The following is a 19,845-nucleotide window of genomic DNA, read 5'->3' on the forward strand; positions in this document are numbered from 1 at the left end:
GAGCACGCGCTCAGATGTCTTTGTTCAAACAGCTGTTGATCGCTATCTGTCTGTTCCTGGTGGTCGCCTTCACCGGCAGCTTCATGGTCAGCCTGGAAAGCTCGCGTACCCAGTACGTCAACCAGTTGCGTTCCCACGCCCAGGACGCCGCGACCGCGTTGGCCTTGTCGCTGACGCCGAATATCGACGACCCGGCGATGGTCGAGTTGCTGGTCAGCTCGATTTTCGACAGCGGTTACTACGCGAGCATCCGCGTGGTCGATCTGAAGACCGACCAGACGATTGTTGAGCGCAACGGCATTCCGGCCGTCACTAATGTGCCGGACTGGTTCGTCAAGCTGATCGGCCTGGAACCGGCCGGTGGCGATGCGCTGGTCAGCCGTGGCTGGGAACAGGCAGCGCGGGTCGAAGTGGTCAGCCATCCGATGTTTGCCGTGGCCAAGCTGTGGCAGAGCGCGTTGGGCAGCCTTGGCTGGCTGCTGATCTGCGGTGCGATCAGTGCCGTCCTCGGTGCGCTGCTGCTGCGCCGGCAGTTGAAGCCACTGGATTACATGGTCAAGCAATCCCACGCCATCGCCCGCCGCGAATTCCTCAGCCTGCCGGATCTGCCGCGCACGCCTGAGTTGCGCCGTGTGGTGCAGGCGATGAACCAGATGGTCGAGAAGCTCAAAGCGCTGTTTCAGGAGCAGGCCGAGCGCAGTGAAAAACTGCGGGCCGAGTCTTATCAGGACAACCTGACGGGGTTGGCCAACCGGCGTTATTTCGAGATGCAGTTGAACAATCGCGTGAGCAACCCGGAGCAGGCCAGCTCCGGTTATCTGCTGCTGTTGCGGGTCAAGGATCTGGCCGGGCTCAACCAGCGTCTCGGTGGCCAGCGCACCGATGAACTGCTGAAAGCAGTTGGCGAACAATTGTCCCGCGAATGCGCCAAGTACCCGGAAACCCAGAATCTCGTCACCCGTATTCGTGGCGGCGAATTTGCAGTGCTGGCGCCGGGGCTGGTTCGTGAAGAAGCGCTGCAACTGGCGCAGAACCTCGACAATGCCTTGAGCAGTCTGCATGCCACCGGCGCGACCGACGTCGCGGCTGTGGCGTCGATCGGCCTGGCGCCGTTCACCCACGGCGATTCGCCGCAACAGGTGCTGACACTTGGCGATCAGGCGCTGGCGCAAGCCGAAGGGCAGGGCGAGCAGAACTGGGCCTGCATCGATCAGAGCCTGACGGCGGATGTCGGCGACGATCACCATGCCTGGCATCGCTTGCTCGATCAGGCCTTGAGTCAGCAGCGTTTCGAGCTGTATTTCCAGCCGGTGGTGGCTGCCGACGACACGCAACTGGTGCTGCATTACAAAGTGCTCTCGCGCTTGCTCGATGATCAGGGCCAGACTATTCCGGCCGGGCGCTTCCTGCCGTGGCTGGAGCGCTTTGGCTGGACCGCGCGGCTGGATCGCCTGATGCTTGAGCGCGTGCTGGAGCAGATGAAAGAGCATGAAGATTCGCTGGCGCTGAACCTGTCTTCGGCGACCTTGGCGGATCCGCAGGCGTTGAACAAAGTCTTCGAGATTTTGCGCGCGCATTCCAACCTCGGCGAGCGCCTGACCCTGGAAATCGGTGAGGAGCAATTACCGGAGCAGGCGGTGCTGGAACAGTTGACCCGGCGCCTGCGCGAACTCGGCTTCTCGCTGAGCCTGCAACGCTTTGGTGGGCGCTTCAGCATGATCGGCAACCTGGCGCGGCTGGGGCTGGCGTACCTGAAGATCGATGGCAGTTACATTCGCGCGATTGACCAGGAGAGTGACAAGCGGCTGTTCATCGAGGCGATCCAGCGTGCGGCGCACAGCATCGATCTGCCGCTGATTGCCGAGCGGGTCGAGACAGAGGGGGAGTTGTCGGTGATTCGTGAGATGGGTTTGTATGGGGTTCAGGGGCAGTTGTTGGGTGAACCGAAGCCTTGGCGCTAACTCTTTAAAGTCGAGTCGTCAGTGGCGCTGCTTTCGCGAGCAGGCTCGCTCCCACATTTGGAATGCATTCCCCTGTGGGAGCGAGCCTGCTCGCGAAGAGGCCTGAACAGCCGATGAAAATCCTGGATCAGATCAACCCGCCCTCATCCTCATCAATCAACTGACTCAACCCGCCCAATGCTTCCCGCGCCTGTGTCCGGTCCATCAACTTGGCCTGAGCCGCCGGTGGCAGGTCGGTGACGCGGATCACGCCTTTCTGGGTCAGCACCTGAATCAGGTCGTCGAGTACCCGAATCATTTCGAAGTCGCTCTGCTTGAGCTGTTTCAGGCTGGTTTCCACCACTTCGTTGGCGAACCAGGCCTGGATTTCATGGCTGTCGGCCGGCAGGGTTTCCGTGGCCTCGGCGTAGGCCGCGGCTTCCACGCGAATCAACAGACCTTGCGCATCGCGTTGCACGTAAAACATTGAGCATCCCTCAGAAATGAACCAGCGTCATGCTGTCAGCAGCATAGCCAACTGCGCGCGAGTATGCGGGGCGGCGGCGCAATCGTCACCGGTCCGGTCAGCACAAACGTGACGGCCACACCAGAAGGGCGGCCGTTTTTGTTCACGTATCAGCTGTTGTTGTGGTCGACCTTGATGGTCGGATCGCTGCCGGCAATCAGGTTGTGAATGTTGGCACTCGACCAGTTGTTGCCTTCCAGTTTGATCGTCACATCCGGGGTTGCCGCAGCGGCGTCGCCCGAATTGAACTTGCCTGCCGAGCTGACTTGCAGTGACGACGTGCCGTCGACCGTGGTGATCTTCAGGAAGTTATCGATGGTGCTACCGGTCTCGCCCTGCAACAAATCACGCAGGTCGATGCGGTCGCCTTCGCTGGCCTTGAAGTCCTTGATCACGTCGTTGCCGGTGTCGCCCGCCTTCCAGACGAAGGTGTCGGCACCCGAACCACCGATCAGGATGTCGTTGCCCTGACCGCCGATCAGCGTGTCGTTGCCGGTGCCGCCGAGGAGGATGTCATTGCCTTTGCCGCCATCGAGCCAGTCGTTGCCGCCCGAGCCGAAGAGGATGTCATTGCCCGCGCCACCCAACAGCGTGTCGTTACCGTCGTGCGCGCCGGAGACATCGAACGCCTGATAGTGCTCGGTGATGTATTGGTGCACGTTGCTGGTGGTGACCTTGCTGACGTCAACCCCGGTTTCCTTGGCCACGAACGCCTGCATCGCCTGATAACCCTCACCGGCAATGCCGTTGAAGCTCACCAGGTCGCCGAACAGGATGTCATTGCCGTCGCCACCGCTGACGGTGTCGTTGCCCGGCATCGTCGCTTCGGTGTGGCCGATGATCGAGTTGGCCAGATCCTTCGGATCGATGTTGGTCTGCGGCGTTTTATCCGAATCGTAAGGCTTCAGATCGTTGAGGCTGACATCGTTGTTCAGTCCGATAGCCTCGACGTTCGACAGACCGCTGAGCAAGGCAAAGCCACTGGTCGAGTTACTGGTCGTTGACGAGTTGGTGCTGTTACCGGTACCCGCCAGACTCGACAACTCATAAGTGCCGTCGCCCTGAGCGTGGATGGTGCCCAGATTAGAGCTGCTCCAGCCCCACCACGAATTGTAGGTTTGCAGGGTTACGGTGCCGGCGCTGTTGATCGTCAACGCATGGGTATTGTCGATATAAGTGCTGAAGGTATCGCCCGGCTTGTAGTTGCTGGTTTTCACCACATCGTCGAGCTTCACGTTGCCGTACAGCGTCGGGTTGGTCTGCTCGCCGCTCTGGTAGTAGGTCGGCTGGCCGTCGGTGATGAAGTACGTGAGGTTCTTCGCCCCGGTGTTGGCCACCGCGTCAGCGCTCTGGAACCAGTTGGCCGTGGTCTTGAACACGTCCTCGTAGTTGGTGCCGCCGCCGGAGGCCATCGAGTCCAGTACCGCTTTGAGTTGCGTCAGTGCGTTCGGGTCGTTGAGGTTCACCGACACCGACTTGTTGACCTGGGTATCGAAGTCGACGAGGAAGATGTTCACCGTGCCCGAATTGCTGCCGCCCAGGCTCTGCTTGAGGCTGTTGAACACCGAGGTCAGCGAGTCTTTGGCCGCGTTGAGCGACGACGCGCTCATGCTGCCGGAGCTGTCGACCATGAACGCGATGTTGTAGTTGGTGCCCGGCACCACGGTCAGGCCACCGATGTCGGCGACGATGATGTCGTTGCCATCGGTGCCGGTGACAGTATCGTCGCCCGAGGTTGCCACAACAGCGTTGTAGACCGCCGGCACCACGGTGACCGGAATGGTCGCGGTGCTGCTCGCCGAACCGCCGACCATTTCGGTGGAGGTCGAGGTCACGGTCAGGTTGAACTGGCCGTTGTAGTACGGCGGAGGGGTCACGGTCAGGCTGCCGAGGTTCCAGCCGGTGACGTTGGCGTCGCCGCTGCTGGCGGTGACGGTGAAGGTATGCCCCGCGCCATCGCTGAGCACCGAGCCGACCGGCGCGCCGCTGATCTTCACGCTCAGGGTTTCCGAGCCGTCGGTGTCAGTCAGCGCGGTGGTGATTGCCGACAGTTTCACCGTGGTGCCTTCGGCGCCGGTGTTGAGTTTGTAGCCGTCGTAATAGCCTTCGCCGTTAGTGCCGTGCAGATCGGAGACGGTCACGCCCGAGTTCACCAGATCCTTCACGCCGGTGTAGATCGGTACGCCGGCGCTGCTCAGGTCGATCGGCGTACTGCCGTTGACCGACAGATTGACGTCGTAGCTGCCCGGGCCGCTCTGGTTGTGGTGGTAGATGTCCAGGGTGTAGTAGCCGCTGGTGGTCGGGGTGAACGAACCGTTGAGGTTGCCGCCCACGCCCCACGTGGTCGATGCCACATTCTTGCCACCAATGGTGACCAACAGGCTGTCATCGCCGATGCCGCTGAAGGTGTAGGTCTTGCCGGCTTCCAGATAGATCAGGCCCGAGGTCTTCGACGCTGTGCCGGCGGTCACGCTGCCGTCGGACTGCACGTTGTTCACATTGGTGCTGGTGTTCGGAGTGCCAGCGCCGTCGATGACGTTTTTCAACGTGGTCGAATCCGCGCCATTGCCGTTGGTGCCCAGACCCGCCAGGCCGGTCCAGACTTCCTTGATCAGGCCGGTGGACTTCACGCTGTTGTCGGCGACGCTCACGGTCGGTGCATCCGCCACCGGAGTAATGTCGATCTTCACGGTGCCGGTATTGCCCAGCAACTGGCCGTCGGTTGGCTGGAACTTGATTTGCGCGTAGTCAGCCTGGTTGTTGCCCAGACCTGTGCCACCGTAACCGTTGACGCCCGACTCGTTGGCATCCGGCAGGAAGCGCAGCTTGCCGGCGTCGATGTCAGCCTTGCTGAAGGTCTGGTTGTTGGCGACGTCTTTCCAGGTCGAACCGTCCAGATACTGCAGTTTGCCTTCGCCCGGCAGTTGGGTGATTTTGATGCCGAGGCTGCTGGCCGGGCTGTCGACGTCGGTCACGCCGAAGGTTGACCAGCCGAGCACCAGCGGGGTGTCTTCGGTACCGGTGACATTGCTCGGTGCAGCCACCGGAGCGTCGTTGACCGCTACCACGTTGACCGTGGTGGTCGCGGTGTTGGAGTAGTTGCCGCCATCGGTCACGGTCACGGTGATGATCCGTGGCACGGTGCTCGGGTTTTCACTGCCGTTGGTGAAGCTGATGTTCTTGATGGCCTGCATGTAGTCGGCCAGTGTCGCGTTGCCCGACAGCGTCAGGGTCACGGTGCCGTTGGTGCTGTTGGCATTGATGGTGATGCCGTTGACGCTGTTGCCCAGATTCAGCGCATCGCCGTCCTGACGGTTGGTCAGAACCACAGTGGCACCGGTGAGCATGGTGCTGTCCGGGTCGGTGATGCTGATGTCGGTGTCGGCAATCGACACGCCCGCGCCCGGGGTGTTTTCGGTGAAGGTCACCTTGTAGTCGGCACCGGTGGCGCCGCTGGAGTTGTTGGCATCCAGGTCGAGCACCGGCGGCGCATCGTTGTCGATGATCGACGTGCTGACGCTGCCGTTGGTGCTGCTGACCGCAAGGTTCTCGAAGTTGCCGCCAGTGGCGGAATCGATCTTGACCACGAAGTTCTCGGTGCCTTCGGTGATCTTGTCATCGATGGTGGCGACATTGAACTGCGCGCTGCTCGCACCTGCCGGGATCTTCACGGTGTAAACGCCAGTGAAGTCCGAGCCGTCGGCGGCGGTACCGCTGTAGACGATTTTCAGGGTCACTTCGGTTTGTGCCGGGTGGTTCAGGCTGACCGTGTAGCTGGCGGTCTGGCCTTCGGTCACCGAGCTGCTGCCGGTGATGCTGACGGTGGTGGTGTCGACGGTGTCAGTGACGCTGGTCACAGCTGGCGTGGTGTTGGTCACGAGGTTTTCGAAGCCGCCGCCATTGGTGCCGGTGATGGTCGCCTGCACGGTGCCGGCGTCTTTGTAGACGTCGTCAGCCGGTGCAGGAACAGTCACGGTGCCAGTGGTTTTGCCAGCGTCGATGGTGATTACCGAACCGTTGCTGAGGGTCACGGTCACTGGCGAGCCAGCGGCGTTGGTCAGGGTCGCGGTGTAGGTGATCTGGCCACCTTCAGCCACGGTGCCGGTCGCGGACAGCGTCAGGTTGGTGGTGTCGACGGTGTCGGTCACGGTGGTGCTGACCGGGGTCTTGTCGGCCACCAGATTTTCGTAGTTGCCGCCCGTTACGTTGGTAATCGAGTTGGTCAGCGGTGCGTGACCAGTCAACGCATCGTTTGGTGCGGCGGTGGTCACGGTGCCAGTGGTTTTGCCGATGTCGATGGTGATGGTCTGACCGTTGGCCAGGGTCACGACAACCGGCGAGCCGGTCACGGCTGCACCGACAGTGGCGGTGTAGACAACGTTGCCGCCTTCAGCCGCAGAGCCGGTCGCGGTCAGCTTCACGGTGGTGGTGTCGATGGTGTCAGTCACACTGGTCACGGCCGGAGCCGTGCTGGTGACCAGGTTTTCGAAGCTGCCACCGGTGGCGGTTTTGATCGTTGCCTGGACGTTGCCGGCGTCTTTGTAGACGTCATCGGCTGGGGCTGGAACGGTCACGGTGCCGGTGGTTTTGCCGGCGTCGATGGTGATCACGGCGCCGTTGGACAGGGTGACGGTCACTGGCGAGCCAGCGGCGTTGGTCAATGTCGCGGTGTAAACAATCGAGCCGCCTTCGGCCACGGTGCCGGTCGCGGACAGCGACAGGTTGGTGGTGTCGACGGTGTCAGTGACGTTGGTCGAAACCGGCGTCTTGTCGGCAACGAGGTTTTCGTAATTGCCGCCCGTGACGTTGGTGATCGAGTTGGTCAGCGGCGCGTGGCCAGTCAACGCATCGTTCGGAGCGGTGGTGGTGACGGTGCCAGTGGTCTGGCCGACGCCGATGGTGATGGTCTGACCGTTCGACAGGGTCACGACAACCGGCGAGCCGGTAACCGGTGCGCCTACGGTAGCGGTATAGACGACGTTGCCGCCTTCAGCCGCCGACTCAGTGGCGGTCAGCTTCACAGTGGTGGTGTCGATCGTGTCGGTGACGCTGGTCACGGCCGGAGTCGTACTCGGCACCAGGTTTTCGAAGTTGCCACCGGTAGCGTTGCTGATCGTCGCCTGCACGTTGCCGGCGTCTTTGTAGACGTCGTCGGCTGGCGCTGGAACGGTCACGGTGCCAGTGGTTTTACCGGCGTCGATGGTGATCACGGCGCCGTTCGACAGGGTTACGGTCACTGGCGAACCAGCGGCGTTGGTCAGCGTAGCGGTGTAAACAATCGAACCGCCTTCAGCCACAGAACCGGTCGCACTGAGCGACAGGTTGGTGGTGTCGACGGTGTCAGTCACGTTGGTGCTGACCGGGGTTTTGTCGGCCACGAGGTTCTCGTAGTTGCCGCCCGTCACGTTGGTGATCGAGTTGGTCAGTGGCGCCTGACCGGTCAGCGCATCGTTCGGTGCGGTAGTGGTCGCAGTCCCCGTAGTCTGGCCAACACCAATGGTGATGGTCTGGCCGTTGGCCAGGGTCACGACAACCGGCGAACCGGTGACTGGCGCGCCGACAGTCGCGGTGTAGACAACGTTGCCGCCCTCGGCTGCAGTTGTGGTTGCAGTGAGTTTTACGGTGCTGGTGTCGATCGTGTCGGTAACGCTGGTCACGGCTGGAGTCGTGCTCGGCACGAGGTTTTCGAAGTTGCCACCGGTGGCGGTGCTGATCGTCGCCTGCACGGTACCGGCGTCTTTGTAGACGTCATCGGCTGGCGCTGGAACGGTTACGGTGCCGGTGGTCTTGCCAGCGTCGATGGTGATCACGGCGCCGTTGCTCAGCGTCACGGTGACTGGCGAGCCAGCGGCGTTGGTCAAGGTCGCGGTGTAAACAATCGAACCGCCTTCAGCCACCGAGCCAGTCGCGCTCAGCGACAGATTGGTGGTGTCGACAGTGTCGGTCACGTTGGTGCTGACCGGGGTTTTGTCGGCCACGAGGTTTTCGAAGTTACCGCCGGTCACGTCGGTGATCGCGTTGGTCAGCGGTGCGTGACCGGTCAATACGTCGTTTGGCGCGGTAGTGGTCGCGGTACCGGTGGTCTGGCCAACACCAATGGTGATGGTCTGACCGTTCGACAGGGTTACCACGACTGGCGAACCGGTTACTGGCGCGCCGACGGTTGCGGTGTAGACGACATTGCCGCCCTCAGCGGCAGTGGCAGTCGCGGTCAGTTTCACCGTGGTGGTGTCGATGGTATCGGTAACGCTGGTGATAGCCGGCGTCGTGCTTGGTACCAGATTTTCGAAGTTGCCACCGGTGGCGGTACTGATCGTCGCTTGCACGGTGCCGGCGTCTTTGTAGACGTCGTCGGCCGGTGCCGGAACGGTCACGGTGCCAGTGGTTTTGCCGGCGTCGATGGTGATCACGGCGCCGTTGGACAGGGTTACGGTCACTGGCGAGCCAGCGGCGTTGGTCAAGGTTGCGGTGTAGACGATCGAGCCACCTTCAGCCACCGAGCCAGTCGCGCTCAGCGACAGATTGGTGGTGTCGACAGTGTCGGTCACGTTGGTGCTGACCGGGGTTTTGTCGGCCACGAGGTTTTCGTAGTTACCGCCCGTGACGTTGGTGATCGCGTTGGTCAGCGGCGCGTGACCGGTCAATGCATCGTTTGGCGCTGCGGTGGTTGCGGTGCCCGTGGTCTGGCCTACACCGATGGTGATGGTTTGACCGTTGGCCAACGTCACGACAACTGGCGAGCCGGTTACCGGTGCGCCGACGGTTGCGGTGTAGACGACGTTGCCGCCTTCAGCCGCCGACTCGGTGGCCGACAGTTTCACGGTGGTGGTGTCGATGGTGTCGGTGACGCTGGTCACGGCCGGCGTTGTGCTCGGCACCAGATTTTCGAAGTTGCCACCGGTGGCGGTGCTGATCGTGGCCTGCACGGTGCCGGCGTCTTTGTAGACGTCGTCGGCTGGTGCTGGAACGGTCACGGTGCCGGTGGTTTTGCCGGCTTCGATGGTGATCACCGCACCGTTGCTCAGCGTCACGGTCACTGGTGAACCGGCGGCATTGGTCAGGGTCGCGGTGTAGACGATCGAGCCACCTTCAGCAACCGAACCCGTCGCGCTCAGCGACAGGTTGGTGGTGTCGACGGTGTCGGTCACGTTGGTGCTGACCGGGGTCTTGTCGGCCACCAGGTTCTCGAAGTTGCCACCTGTCACGTTGGTGATCGCGTTGGTCAGCGGAGCGTGGCCGGTCAATGCGTCATTCGGCGCAGTGGCGGTCGCCGTGCCGGTGGTCTGGCCGACGCCGATGGTGATCGTCTGACCGTTGGCCAGGGTTACGACGACAGGCGAGCCAGTGACGGCTGCGCCAACAGTGGCGGTGTAGGTGACGGTGCCACCTTCAGCTGCTGACTCGGTGGCGGTCAGTTTGACGGTGGTGGTGTCGATGGTGTCGGTGACGTTGGTGACGGCTGGAACAGTGCTCGGAACCAGGTTCTCGAAGTTGCCGCCGGTCGCGGTCGAAATGGTTGCTTCGACTTTACCTGCATCTTTGTAAACGTCATCCGCCGGCGCTGCGACGGTCACGGTGCCGGTGGTTTTGCCCGCTTCGATGGTGATTACAGCGCCGTTCGACAGGGTCACGGTGACCGGCGAGCCAGCCGCGTTGGTCAGCGTCGCGGTGTAGACGATCGAGCCCCCTTCAGCAACCGAACCCGTCGCGCTCAGCGACAGGTTGGTGGTGTCGACGGTATCGGTGACCGTGGTCGAAACCGGGGTCTTGTCGGCCACGAGGTTTTCGTAATTGCCGCCAGTAACGCCGGTGATCGAGTTGGTCAGTGGCGCCTGACCGGTCAGTGCATCGTTCGGTGCAGTGATGGTCACGGTACCGGTGGTTTTGCCGACTTCGATGGTGATGTTCTGGCCGTTGGCCAGGGTCACCACGACTGGCGAGCCGGTCACTGGAGCGCCCACAGTGGCGGTGTAAGTGACGGTGCCGCCTTCAGCGACCGACGTATCAGCCGTCAGTTTGACGGTCGAGGTGTCGATGGTGTCGGTGACTTCGGTCACGGCCGGAACGGTGCTCGGCACCAGGTTTTCGAAGTTGCCACCGGTAGCGGTGGAGATCGTTGCTTCGACTTTGCCGGCGTCTTTGTAGACGTCATCTGCCGGAGCTGGAACGGTCACGGTGCCGGTGGTTTTGCCGGCTTCGATGGTGATCACCGCACCGTTGCTCAGCGTCACGGTCACTGGTGAACCGGCGGCATTGGTCAGGGTCGCGGTGTAGACGATCGAGCCACCTTCAGCAACCGAACCCGTCGCGCTCAGCGACAGGTTGGTGGTGTCGACGGTATCGGTGACGTTAGTCGAAACCGGAGACTTGTCAGCCACCAGATTCTCGTAGTTACCGCCGCTCACGTTAGTGATCGCGTTGGTCAGCGGAGCGTGACCGGTCAGCGCATCGTTCGGTGCGGTGAAGGTGACGGTGCCGGTGGTTTTGCCAACTTCGATGGTGATGTTCTGGCCGTTGGCCAAAGTCACGGTGACCGGCGAACCGGTGACTGGAGCGCCGACAGTGGCGGTGTAAGTGACGGTGCCGCCTTCAGCGACCGACGTATCAGCCGTCAGTTTGACGGTCGAGGTGTCGATGGTGTCAGTCACTTCGGTCACGGCCGGAACAGTGCTCGGCACCAGGTTTTCGAAGTTGCCACCGGTAGCGGTGGAGATCGTCGCTTCAACCTTGCCCGCGTCTTTGTAGACGTCATCGGCCGGGGCTGGAACGGTCACGGTGCCAGTGGTTTTGCCGGCTTCGATGGTAATCACCGCGCCGTTCGACAGGGTCACGGTCACTGGCGAGCCAGCCGCGTTGGTCAATGTGGCGGTGTAGGTGATCGAGCCGCCCTCAGCCACAGAACCGGTCGCGCTTAGCGACAGGTTAGTGGTGTCGACGGTGTCGGTCACGGTGGTGCTGACCGGGGTCTTGTCGGCCACGAGATTTTCGTAGTTGCCACCAGTGACACCGGTGATCGCGTTGGTGATCGGCGCGTGGCCGGTCAGCGCATCGTTCGGTGCGATGAAGGTTACGGTGCCGGTGGTTTTACCGACTTCGATGGTGATGTTCTGACCATTGGCCAGGGTTACGGTGACCGGCGAACCGGTTACCGGAGCGCCAACAGTGGCGGTGTAAGTAACCATGCCGCCTTCAGCCACGGAAGTGTCGGCTGTCAATTTGACGGTCGAGGTGTCGATGGTATCGGTGACTTCGGTTACGGCCGGCACAGTGCTCGGCACCAGGTTTTCGAAGTTGCCGCCAGTTGCGGTGGAGATCGTCGCTTCGACTTTGCCCGCGTCTTTGTAGACGTCGTCTGCTGGTGCAGGAACAGTCACGGTCCCGGTGGTTTTACCAGCTTCGATGGTGATTACCGCACCATTCGACAGGGTCACGGTGACCGGGCTGCCAGCTGCATTGGTCAGCGTCGCGGTGTAGATGATCGAACCACCTTCCGCAACGGTGCCGGTCGCCGTCAGCGACAGGTCAGTGGTGTCGACAGTGTCGGTGACATTGGTCGAAACCGGGGTCTTGTCCGCCACCAGGTTTTCGAAGTTGCCGCCGCTCACCTCGGTGATCGCATTGGTGATCGGCGCGTGACCGCTCAATGCATCGTTCGGCGCGATGGTGGTCGCGGTGCCGGTGGTCTGGCCGACGCCGATGGTGATGGTCTGACCGTTAGCGAGGGTCACGACCACAGGCGAACCGGTCACTGGCGCGCCGACGGTTGCGGTGTAAGTCACGCTGCCGCCCTCAGCCGCCGACTCGGTCGCGGTGAGTTTGACGCTGGTGGTGTCGATGGTGTCGGTAACGTTGGTCACCGCTGGCACGGTGCTAGGCACCAGGTTCTCGAAGTTACCGCCGGTTGCATCCTTGATCGTCACTTCGACTTTGCCAGCGTCTTTGTAGACGTCATCGGCAGGCGCTGGAACGGTCACGGTGCCGGTGGTTTTGCCCGCTTCGATGGTGATCACCGAACCGTTCGACAGGGCCACGGTTACAGGGGTGCCGGCCGGGTTGGTCAGGGTCGCGGTGTAAACGATCGAGCCGCCTTCAGCCACCGAATCGGTCGCGGTCAGGTTCAGGTTAGTGGTGTCGGTGGTGTCCGATACCGCGGTGTCGGCGGACTTGCCGTCGACCGCGAGTTTTTCGTAATTGCCGCCAGTGGCGCCATCGATGGTCACGCTCAGCGAGCTGCCGCCGGCCAATGGGCTGTTCGGTGCAACGAAGTTCACCGAGCCGGTGGTTTCACCGACAGCGATGGTAATGGTCTGGCCGTTGGACAGGGTCACGACAACCGGCGAGCCAGTCACTGGCGCGGTCACGGTCGCGGTGTAGACCACGGTTTCGCCTTCGGCGACGTTCGCCGTGGCAGTCAGTGACACGGTGGAGGTGTCGATGGTGTCGTTGACGGTGGTGACGGCCGGGGCAGTGCTGGTGACGAGGTTTTCGAAGTCGCCACCGGTCGCGCCTTTGATGGTCGCTTCAACGGTGCCGGCGTCTTTGTAGACGTCGTCTTTCGGTGCGTCGACGGTCACGGTGCCGGAAGTTTTGCCGGCCTCGATGGTGATCACCGAACCGTTGCTCAGGGTTACGGTGACCGGACTGCCAGCGGCGTTGGTCAGCGTCGCGGTGTAGGTAATCTGGCCGCCTTCGTTCACCGAGCCGGTGGCGCTCAGCGACAGGTTGGTGGTGTCGACAGTGTCAGTGACGGTGGTGCTGACCGGGGTTTTGTCGGCCACGAGGTTTTCGTAATTGCCGCCGGAAACATTCGTGATCGCGTTGGTCAGCGGTGCATGGCCAGTCAGCGCATCATTCGGTGCGGTCGTGGTCACGGTGCCGGTGGTTTTACCCACTTCGATGGTGATGTTCTGACCGTTGGCCAGGGTCACCACAACTGGCGAGCCAGTGACTGGCGCACCGACCGTGGCGGTGTAGGTGACGGTGCCACCTTCAGCTGCCGACTCGGTGGCGGTCAGTTTGACCGTCGAAGTGTCGATGGTGTCGGTAACGTCAGTAACTGCTGGCGTGGTGCTCGGAACGAGGTTCTCGAAGTTGCCGCCGGTGGCGTCCTTGATGGTCACTTCGACTTTGCCAGCGTCTTTGTAAACGTCATCGGCTGGCGCAGGAACCGTCACGGTGCCGGTGGTTTTGCCCGCTTCGATGGTGATCACCGAACCGTTCGACAGGGCCACGGTGACCGGGGTACCGGCCGGGTTGGTCAGGGTCGCGGTGTAAACAATCGAACCGCCTTCAGCCACGGTGCCAGTCGCGGTCAGCGACAGGTTGGTGGTGTCGACAGTGTCAGTAACGTTGGTTGAAACCGGTGTCTTGTCGGCTACCAGATTCTCGTAGTTACCGCCGCTCACATCAGTGATCGCATTGGTCAGCGGGGTGTGGCCGTTCAACGCATCGTTCGGCGCAGTGGTGGTCACGGTGCCAGTGGTTTTACCCACTTCGATGGTGATGTTCTGACCGTTGGCCAGGGTCACCACAACTGGCGAGCCAGTGACTGGCGCACCGACCGTGGCGGTGTAGGTGACGGTGCCACCTTCAGCCGCTGACTCGGTGGCGGTCAGTTTGACGGTGGTAGTGTCGACGGTATCAGTGACTTCGGTCACGGCCGGGACAGTGCTCGGTACCAGATTCTCGAAGTCGCCGCCGGTGGCGTCCTTGATGGTGACTTCGACTTTGCCGGCGTCTTTGTAGACGTCATCGGCTGGCGCAGCGACAGTCACGGTGCCGGTGGTTTTACCGGCCTCGATGGTAATGACCGAGCCGTTCGACAGGGTCACAGTCACCGGCGAGCCAGCCGGGTTGGTCAGCGTCGCGGTGTAGATGATCGAACCGCCCTCGGCGACCGAGTTGGTGGCGCTGAGCGACAGGTCAGTGGTGTCGACGGTGTCAGTGACCGTAGTCGAAACCGGGGTCTTGTCAGCCACCAGGTTTTCGTAGTTGCCGCCGCTCACACCCGTGATCGAATTACCCAGCGACGCCTGACCGGTCAACGCATCGTTCGGCGCGGTGAAGGTCACGGTGCCAGTGGTCTTGCCGACTTCGATGGTGATGCTCTGACCATTGGCCAGGGTCACCACGACCGGCGAACCGGTGACCGGCGCGCCGACAGTGGCGGTATAGGTGACAGTGCCACCTTCAGCCACAGTGGTGTCGGCCGTCAGCTTCACGGTCGAGGTGTCGATGGTGTCAGTCACTTCGGTCACGGCCGGGACAGTGCTCGGCACCAGATTTTCGAAGTTGCCGCCAGTCGCATCCTTGATGGTGACTTCGACTTTGCCTGAGTCTTTATAGACATCATCGGCAGGCGCCGGAACGGTCACGGTGCCGGTGGTCTTGCCCGCCTCGATGGTGATCACCGAGCCGTTGCTCAGGGTCACGGTCACCGGCGTGCCAGCGGCATTGGTCAGGGTCGCGGTGTAGGTGATCTGGCCGCCTTCAGCCACAGTTCCCGTCGCGCTCAGCGACAGGTTGGTGGTATCAGTGGTGTCGGTGACGGTGGTGCTGACCGGGGTTTTGTCAGCCACGAGGTTTTCGTAATTGCCGCCGGAAACGTCGGTGATCGCATTGATCAACGGTGCATGGCCAGTCAGCGCATCGTTCGGTGCGGTGGTGGTCACGGTGCCGGTGGTTTTGCCGACTTCGATGGTGATGTTCTGGCCGTTGGCCAAGGTCACGACGACAGGCGAACCGGTGACTGGCGCGCCCACGGTTGCGGTGTAGGTAACGGTGCCACCTTCAGCCGTCGACTCGGTAGCGGTCAGTTTGACCGTCGAGGTGTCGATGGTGTCAGTGACGTCGGTTACGGCTGGGGTGGTGCTCGGAACGAGGTTCTCGAAGTTGCCGCCAGTGGCATCCTTGATGGTCACTTCGACCTTGCCGGCGTCTTTGTAGACGTCATCGGCCGGAGCTGGAACGGAGACAGTGCCGGTGGTTTTGCCGGCTTCAATGGTGATCACCGAACCGTTGCTCAACGTCACGGTCACTGGCGTGCCAGCCGGATTGGTCAGCGTCGCGGTGTAAACGATCGACCCGCCTTCCGCCACGGTGCCGGTCGCAGTCAGCGACAGGTTGGTGGTGTCGACGGTGTCAGTAACAGTGGTCGAAACCGGGGTTTTGTCGGCGACCAGATTTTCGTAGTTACCACCGCTCACCTCAGTGATCGCATTGGTGATCGGCGCGTGGCCGGTCAATGCATCGTTCGGTGCGGTGGTGGTCGCGGTGCCGGTGGTCTGGCCTACGCCAATGGTGATGGTCTGACCGTTAGCCAGGGTCACGACCACAGGCGAACCGGTCACTGGCGCGCCGACGGTTGCGGTGTAAATCACGCTGCCACCCTCAGCTGCCGACTCGGTCGCGGTGAGTTTGACGCTGGTGGTGTCGACGGTGTCAGTGACGTCGGTTACGGCTGGGGTGGTACTCGGAACGAGGTTCTCGAAGTTGCCGCCAGTGGCGTCCTTGATCGTGACTTCGACCTTGCCGGCGTCTTTGTAGACGTCATCTGCTGGCGCAGGAACCGTCACGGTGCCAGTGGTTTTACCGGCTTCGATGGTGATCACCGAGCCGTTGCTCAAGGTCACGGTCACCGGCGTGCCGGCCGGGTTGGTCAGCGTCGCGGTGTAAACGATCGAACCGCCTTCCGCAACGGTGCCGGTCGCCGTCAGCGACAGGTTGGTGGTGTCGACGGTGTCAGTGACAGTGGTCGAAACCGGCGTCTTGTCCGCCACCAGATTCTCGTAGTTACCGCCGCTCACATCAGTGATTGCGTTGCTCAGCGGGGTGTGGCCGTTCAACGCATCGTTTGGCGCTACGGTGGTTGCGGTGCCCTCGGTCTGGCCAACACCGATAGTGATGGTTTGGCCGTTGGCCAACGTCACGATCACTGGCGAACCGGTCACTGGCGCGCCGACAGTCGCGGTGTAGGTAACGGTGCCACCTTCAGCGGCAGTCTCGGTGGCGGTCAGTTTGACGGTGGTGGTGTCGACGGTATCGGTCACGTCGGTGACGGCCGGAACGGTGCTCGGCACCAGATTCTCGAAATTGCCGCCGGTGGCGTCCTTGATCGTGACTTCGACTTTGCCGGCGTCTTTATAGACGTCATCAGCGGGCGCCGGAACGGTCACGGTGCCAGTGGTTTTGCCGGCTTCGATGGTGATCACCGAACCGTTCGACAGGGTTACGGTGACAGGCGAACCCGCTGCGTTGGTCAGGGTTGCGGTGTAAGTGATCTGACCGCCTTCAGCCACCGTGCCTGTAGCGCTCAGCGTCAGGTCGGTGGTGTCAGTGGTGTCAATCACCGTGGTGCTGACCGGGGTTTTGTCGGCAACGAGGTCTTCGTAATTGCCGCCGCTCACGCCCGTGATCGCGTTGGTGATCGGTGCGTGGCCGGTCAACGCATCGTTTGGTGCAGTGGTGGTCACGGTGCCGGTGGTTTTGCCGACTTCGATGGTGATGTTCTGACCATTGGCCAGGGTCACGACCACAGGCGAACCGGTCACCGGAGCGCCAACAGTGGCGGTGTAAGTGACGGTGCCACCTTCAGCCGCCGACTCGGTGGCGGTCAGTTTGACCGTGGTGGTGTCGACGGTATCGGTTACGTCGGTGACGGCTGGAACGGTGCTCGGAACGAGGTTCTCGAAGTTGCCGCCGCTGGCGTCCTTGATGGTCACTTCGACTTTGCCGGCGTCTTTGTAGACGTCATCGGCGGGCGCCGGAACGGTCACGGTGCCAGTGGTTTTACCCGCCTCAATGGTGATCACCGAGCCGTTGCTCAGGGTCACAGTGACAGGCGAACCTGCGGCGTTGGTCAGCGTGGCGGTATAAACAATCGAACCACCCTCAGCCACGGAACCGGTCGCGCTCAGCGACAGGTTGGTGGTGTCGGCAACATCGGTAACGCTGGTCGAAACCGGAGTCTTGTCGGCCACCAGATCTTCGTAATTGCCACCCGAAACGCCAGTGATCGAGTTGGTCAGCGGCGCATTGCCGGTCAACGCATCGTTCGGCGCGGTGGTTGTCACGGTACCGGTGGTTTTGCCGACTTCGATGGTGATGCTCTGGCCGTTGGCCAATGTCACCACAACAGGCGAACCGGTCACCGGCGCGCCGACGGTGGCGGTGTAAGTGATGGTGCCACCTTCAGCAACCGAGGTGTCGGCCGTCAGCTTCACGGTCGAGGTGTCGATGGTGTCAGTCACTTCGGTAACCGCAGGAACGGTGCTCGGCACCAGGTTCTCGAAGTTGCCGCCGGAAGCTTCCTTGATGGTCACTTCAACTTTGCCGGCGTCTTTATAGACGTCATCGGCTGGCGCCGGAACGGTCACGGTGCCGGTGGTCTTGCCCGCCTCGATGGTGATCACCGAGCCGTTGCTCAGGGTCACGGTTACCGGTGTGCCGGCAGGATTGGTCAGGGTCGCGGTGTAAACAATCGAACCACCTTCGGCCACAGTCCCGGTCGCTGTCAGCGACAGGTTGGTGTCGTCGATCGAGTCGGTAATGGTGGTGGTCGCTGGCGTCGTGTTCGGCACCAGGTTTTCGAAGTTGCCACCGCTAGCACCGGTGATGGTGGTGCTGACGGTGCTGCCATTGTTGTAAACGTCGTTGGCCGCAGTCGGCACGTTGACGCTGCCGGTAGTCTGGCCGGCGTCAATGGTGATGGTCGAGCCGTTCGACAGGGTGATCGTCACCGGAGTCTGCGCAGCACTGGTCAGCGTCGCGGTGTAAGTGATCTGGCCGCCTTCGACGACCGTACCGGTAGCGGTGAGGCTCACACTGGTGGTGTCGACCGAGTCGGTAACCGTGGTGGTGGCTGGCGTGGTGTTTGGCACCAGACTTTCGAAGTTGCCGCCGGAAGCGCCGGTAATGGTGGTGCTGACGGTGCCGCCATTGTTGTAGACGTCGTTGGCCGCGGTCGGCACGTTGACGGTGCCCGTGGTCTGGCCGGCTTCAATGGTGATGGTCGAACCGTTCGACAGGGTGACGGTCACCGGGGTTTGCGCCGGGTTGGTCAGGGTCGCGGTGTAGGTGATCTGGTCACCCTCGACCACTGTGCCGGTGGCAGTCAGGGTCAGGTTGGTGGTGTCGATCGAGTCGGTGATGGTGGTCACCGCTGGTGTCGGGTTCGGCACCAGGTTTTCGAAGTTGCCGCCGCTGGCACCGGTGATGGTGGTGGTGACGGTGCTGCCGTTGTTATAGACATCGTTGGCCGGGGTCGGCACGTTGACGGTGCCGGTGGTCTGGCCGGCGCCGATGGTGATGGTCGAGCCGTTCGACAGGGTGACAGTCACCGGGGTTTGTGCCGGATTGGTCAGGGTCGCGGTGTAAGTGATCTGCCCGCCTTCGGTGACACTTGGCCCCGCCGTCAGGGTGACGGTGGTGGTGTCGATGGTGTCAGTGACCTGGGTCGTGGCCGGAGTGGTTGGCGGCGTCACGGTGATGCCATTACCGCCGGTGGTGCCGGTGACGGTTACGTCGATCTGGGTCGGGTCGTTATAAACGGTGTCGTTCGGCGCCAGCGGCACGTTGACGGTGCCGGTGGTGGAACCGGCTGGAATCACAATCACCGCGCCGTTGGACAGGGTGATGGTCAGGTCGGTCAGCGGCGCCTGGGTCAGGGTCGCGGTGTACACCAGCACGCCGCCGGCTTCGGTGATGGACGGCGTGGCGCTGAGGCTCAGGGTCGACTCACGCAGGGCGTTGGTGGTGGTGTCGGTGGTCTGGCCGCCGGTGATGTTTTGTGCGGCCTGACCGCCAGCATTGATGCCTGCGGTCGGGAAGCCAATGGTCGGGTCAACGCGGCCAGCGGTGGCGTCGAGCATGACGAAACTGTGGCCACCACCGGCGGCACCACCCGTGCCTGCGGCGCTCGGGCCGGCAGCGGTGGCATCGAGGGCGGTGGTCGGGTCGACACCGGCGGCGATGGCTTGCTGCAGTTCTGCTACCGACGGCGCAGCCTGCGCGGTGGCCTCGGCCAGGTCAGTGCTGGAGTCGGGCGCGTTGGCGCTCCACTGGGTTTCACGGCCCAGATCAAGGGTGCGGCCATCGGCCAATTCAAGTGACACGGCGCCGGAGAGGCCGGTGTCGATCTGGTCGCCAACGAACAGGCGATCGCCTTCAACGAGTACGCGACGCACGCCCTCTGGGGACACCACGAATACCTGACCGACAATGCTTTTGACGATGGCAACAACACTGCTCATTGAAGACTCTCCGGGGTGTCACGTTCAGTTGACTTCCATGGACCTGATGGCATGGATGCCGATTCAGTCTGGACGTACTTTAAAATTTTGCGAAACAAGTTTGACGCTTACTTTCGTCAATAATTTGGCT

The 19,845-nt window shown here is 62.1% G+C and carries 3 protein-coding genes; 1 reads left to right on the forward strand and 2 read right to left on the reverse strand.

All coding sequences use genetic code 11. The annotated features are described in order from the left end of the window. Positions 1 to 14: 14 nt before the first annotated feature. Positions 15 to 1,961: a cyclic di-GMP receptor LapD gene (gene lapD / locus HU718_RS01740; protein WP_186616250.1), complete on the forward strand. Its 1,947-nt coding sequence runs from the start codon at positions 15 to 17 to the stop codon at positions 1,959 to 1,961. Positions 1,962 to 2,088: 127 nt separating this feature from the next. Here lapD and HU718_RS01745 read toward each other — a convergent pair whose 3' ends face one another. Together HU718_RS01745 and HU718_RS01750 are read right to left on the reverse strand one after the other, a co-directional pair. Next, entirely contained in the window at positions 2,089 to 2,427 is a 339-nt protein-coding gene (locus HU718_RS01745) for a hypothetical protein (protein WP_007918987.1), read from the reverse strand. Between the two features lie 149 nt (positions 2,428 to 2,576). Then, complete coding sequence (locus tag HU718_RS01750) at positions 2,577 to 19,715, reverse strand: immunoglobulin-like domain-containing protein (RefSeq protein WP_186616251.1); 17,139 nt, start codon at positions 19,713 to 19,715, stop codon at positions 2,577 to 2,579. Positions 19,716 to 19,845 lie beyond the last annotated feature (130 nt).

It is taken from the genome of Pseudomonas tensinigenes (assembly GCF_014268445.2).
Taxonomy (GTDB): Bacteria; Pseudomonadota; Gammaproteobacteria; order Pseudomonadales; family Pseudomonadaceae; genus Aquipseudomonas; species Aquipseudomonas tensinigenes.

Coding starts and splice junctions, on each gene's coding strand:
- lapD (WP_186616250.1), top strand. CDS start 15: ATGTCTTTGTTCAAACAGCTGTTGATCGCTATCTGTCTGTTCCTGGTG.
- HU718_RS01745 (WP_007918987.1), bottom strand. CDS start 2,427: ATGTTTTACGTGCAACGCGATGCGCAAGGTCTGTTGATTCGCGTGGAA.
- HU718_RS01750 (WP_186616251.1), bottom strand. CDS start 19,715: ATGAGCAGTGTTGTTGCCATCGTCAAAAGCATTGTCGGTCAGGTATTC.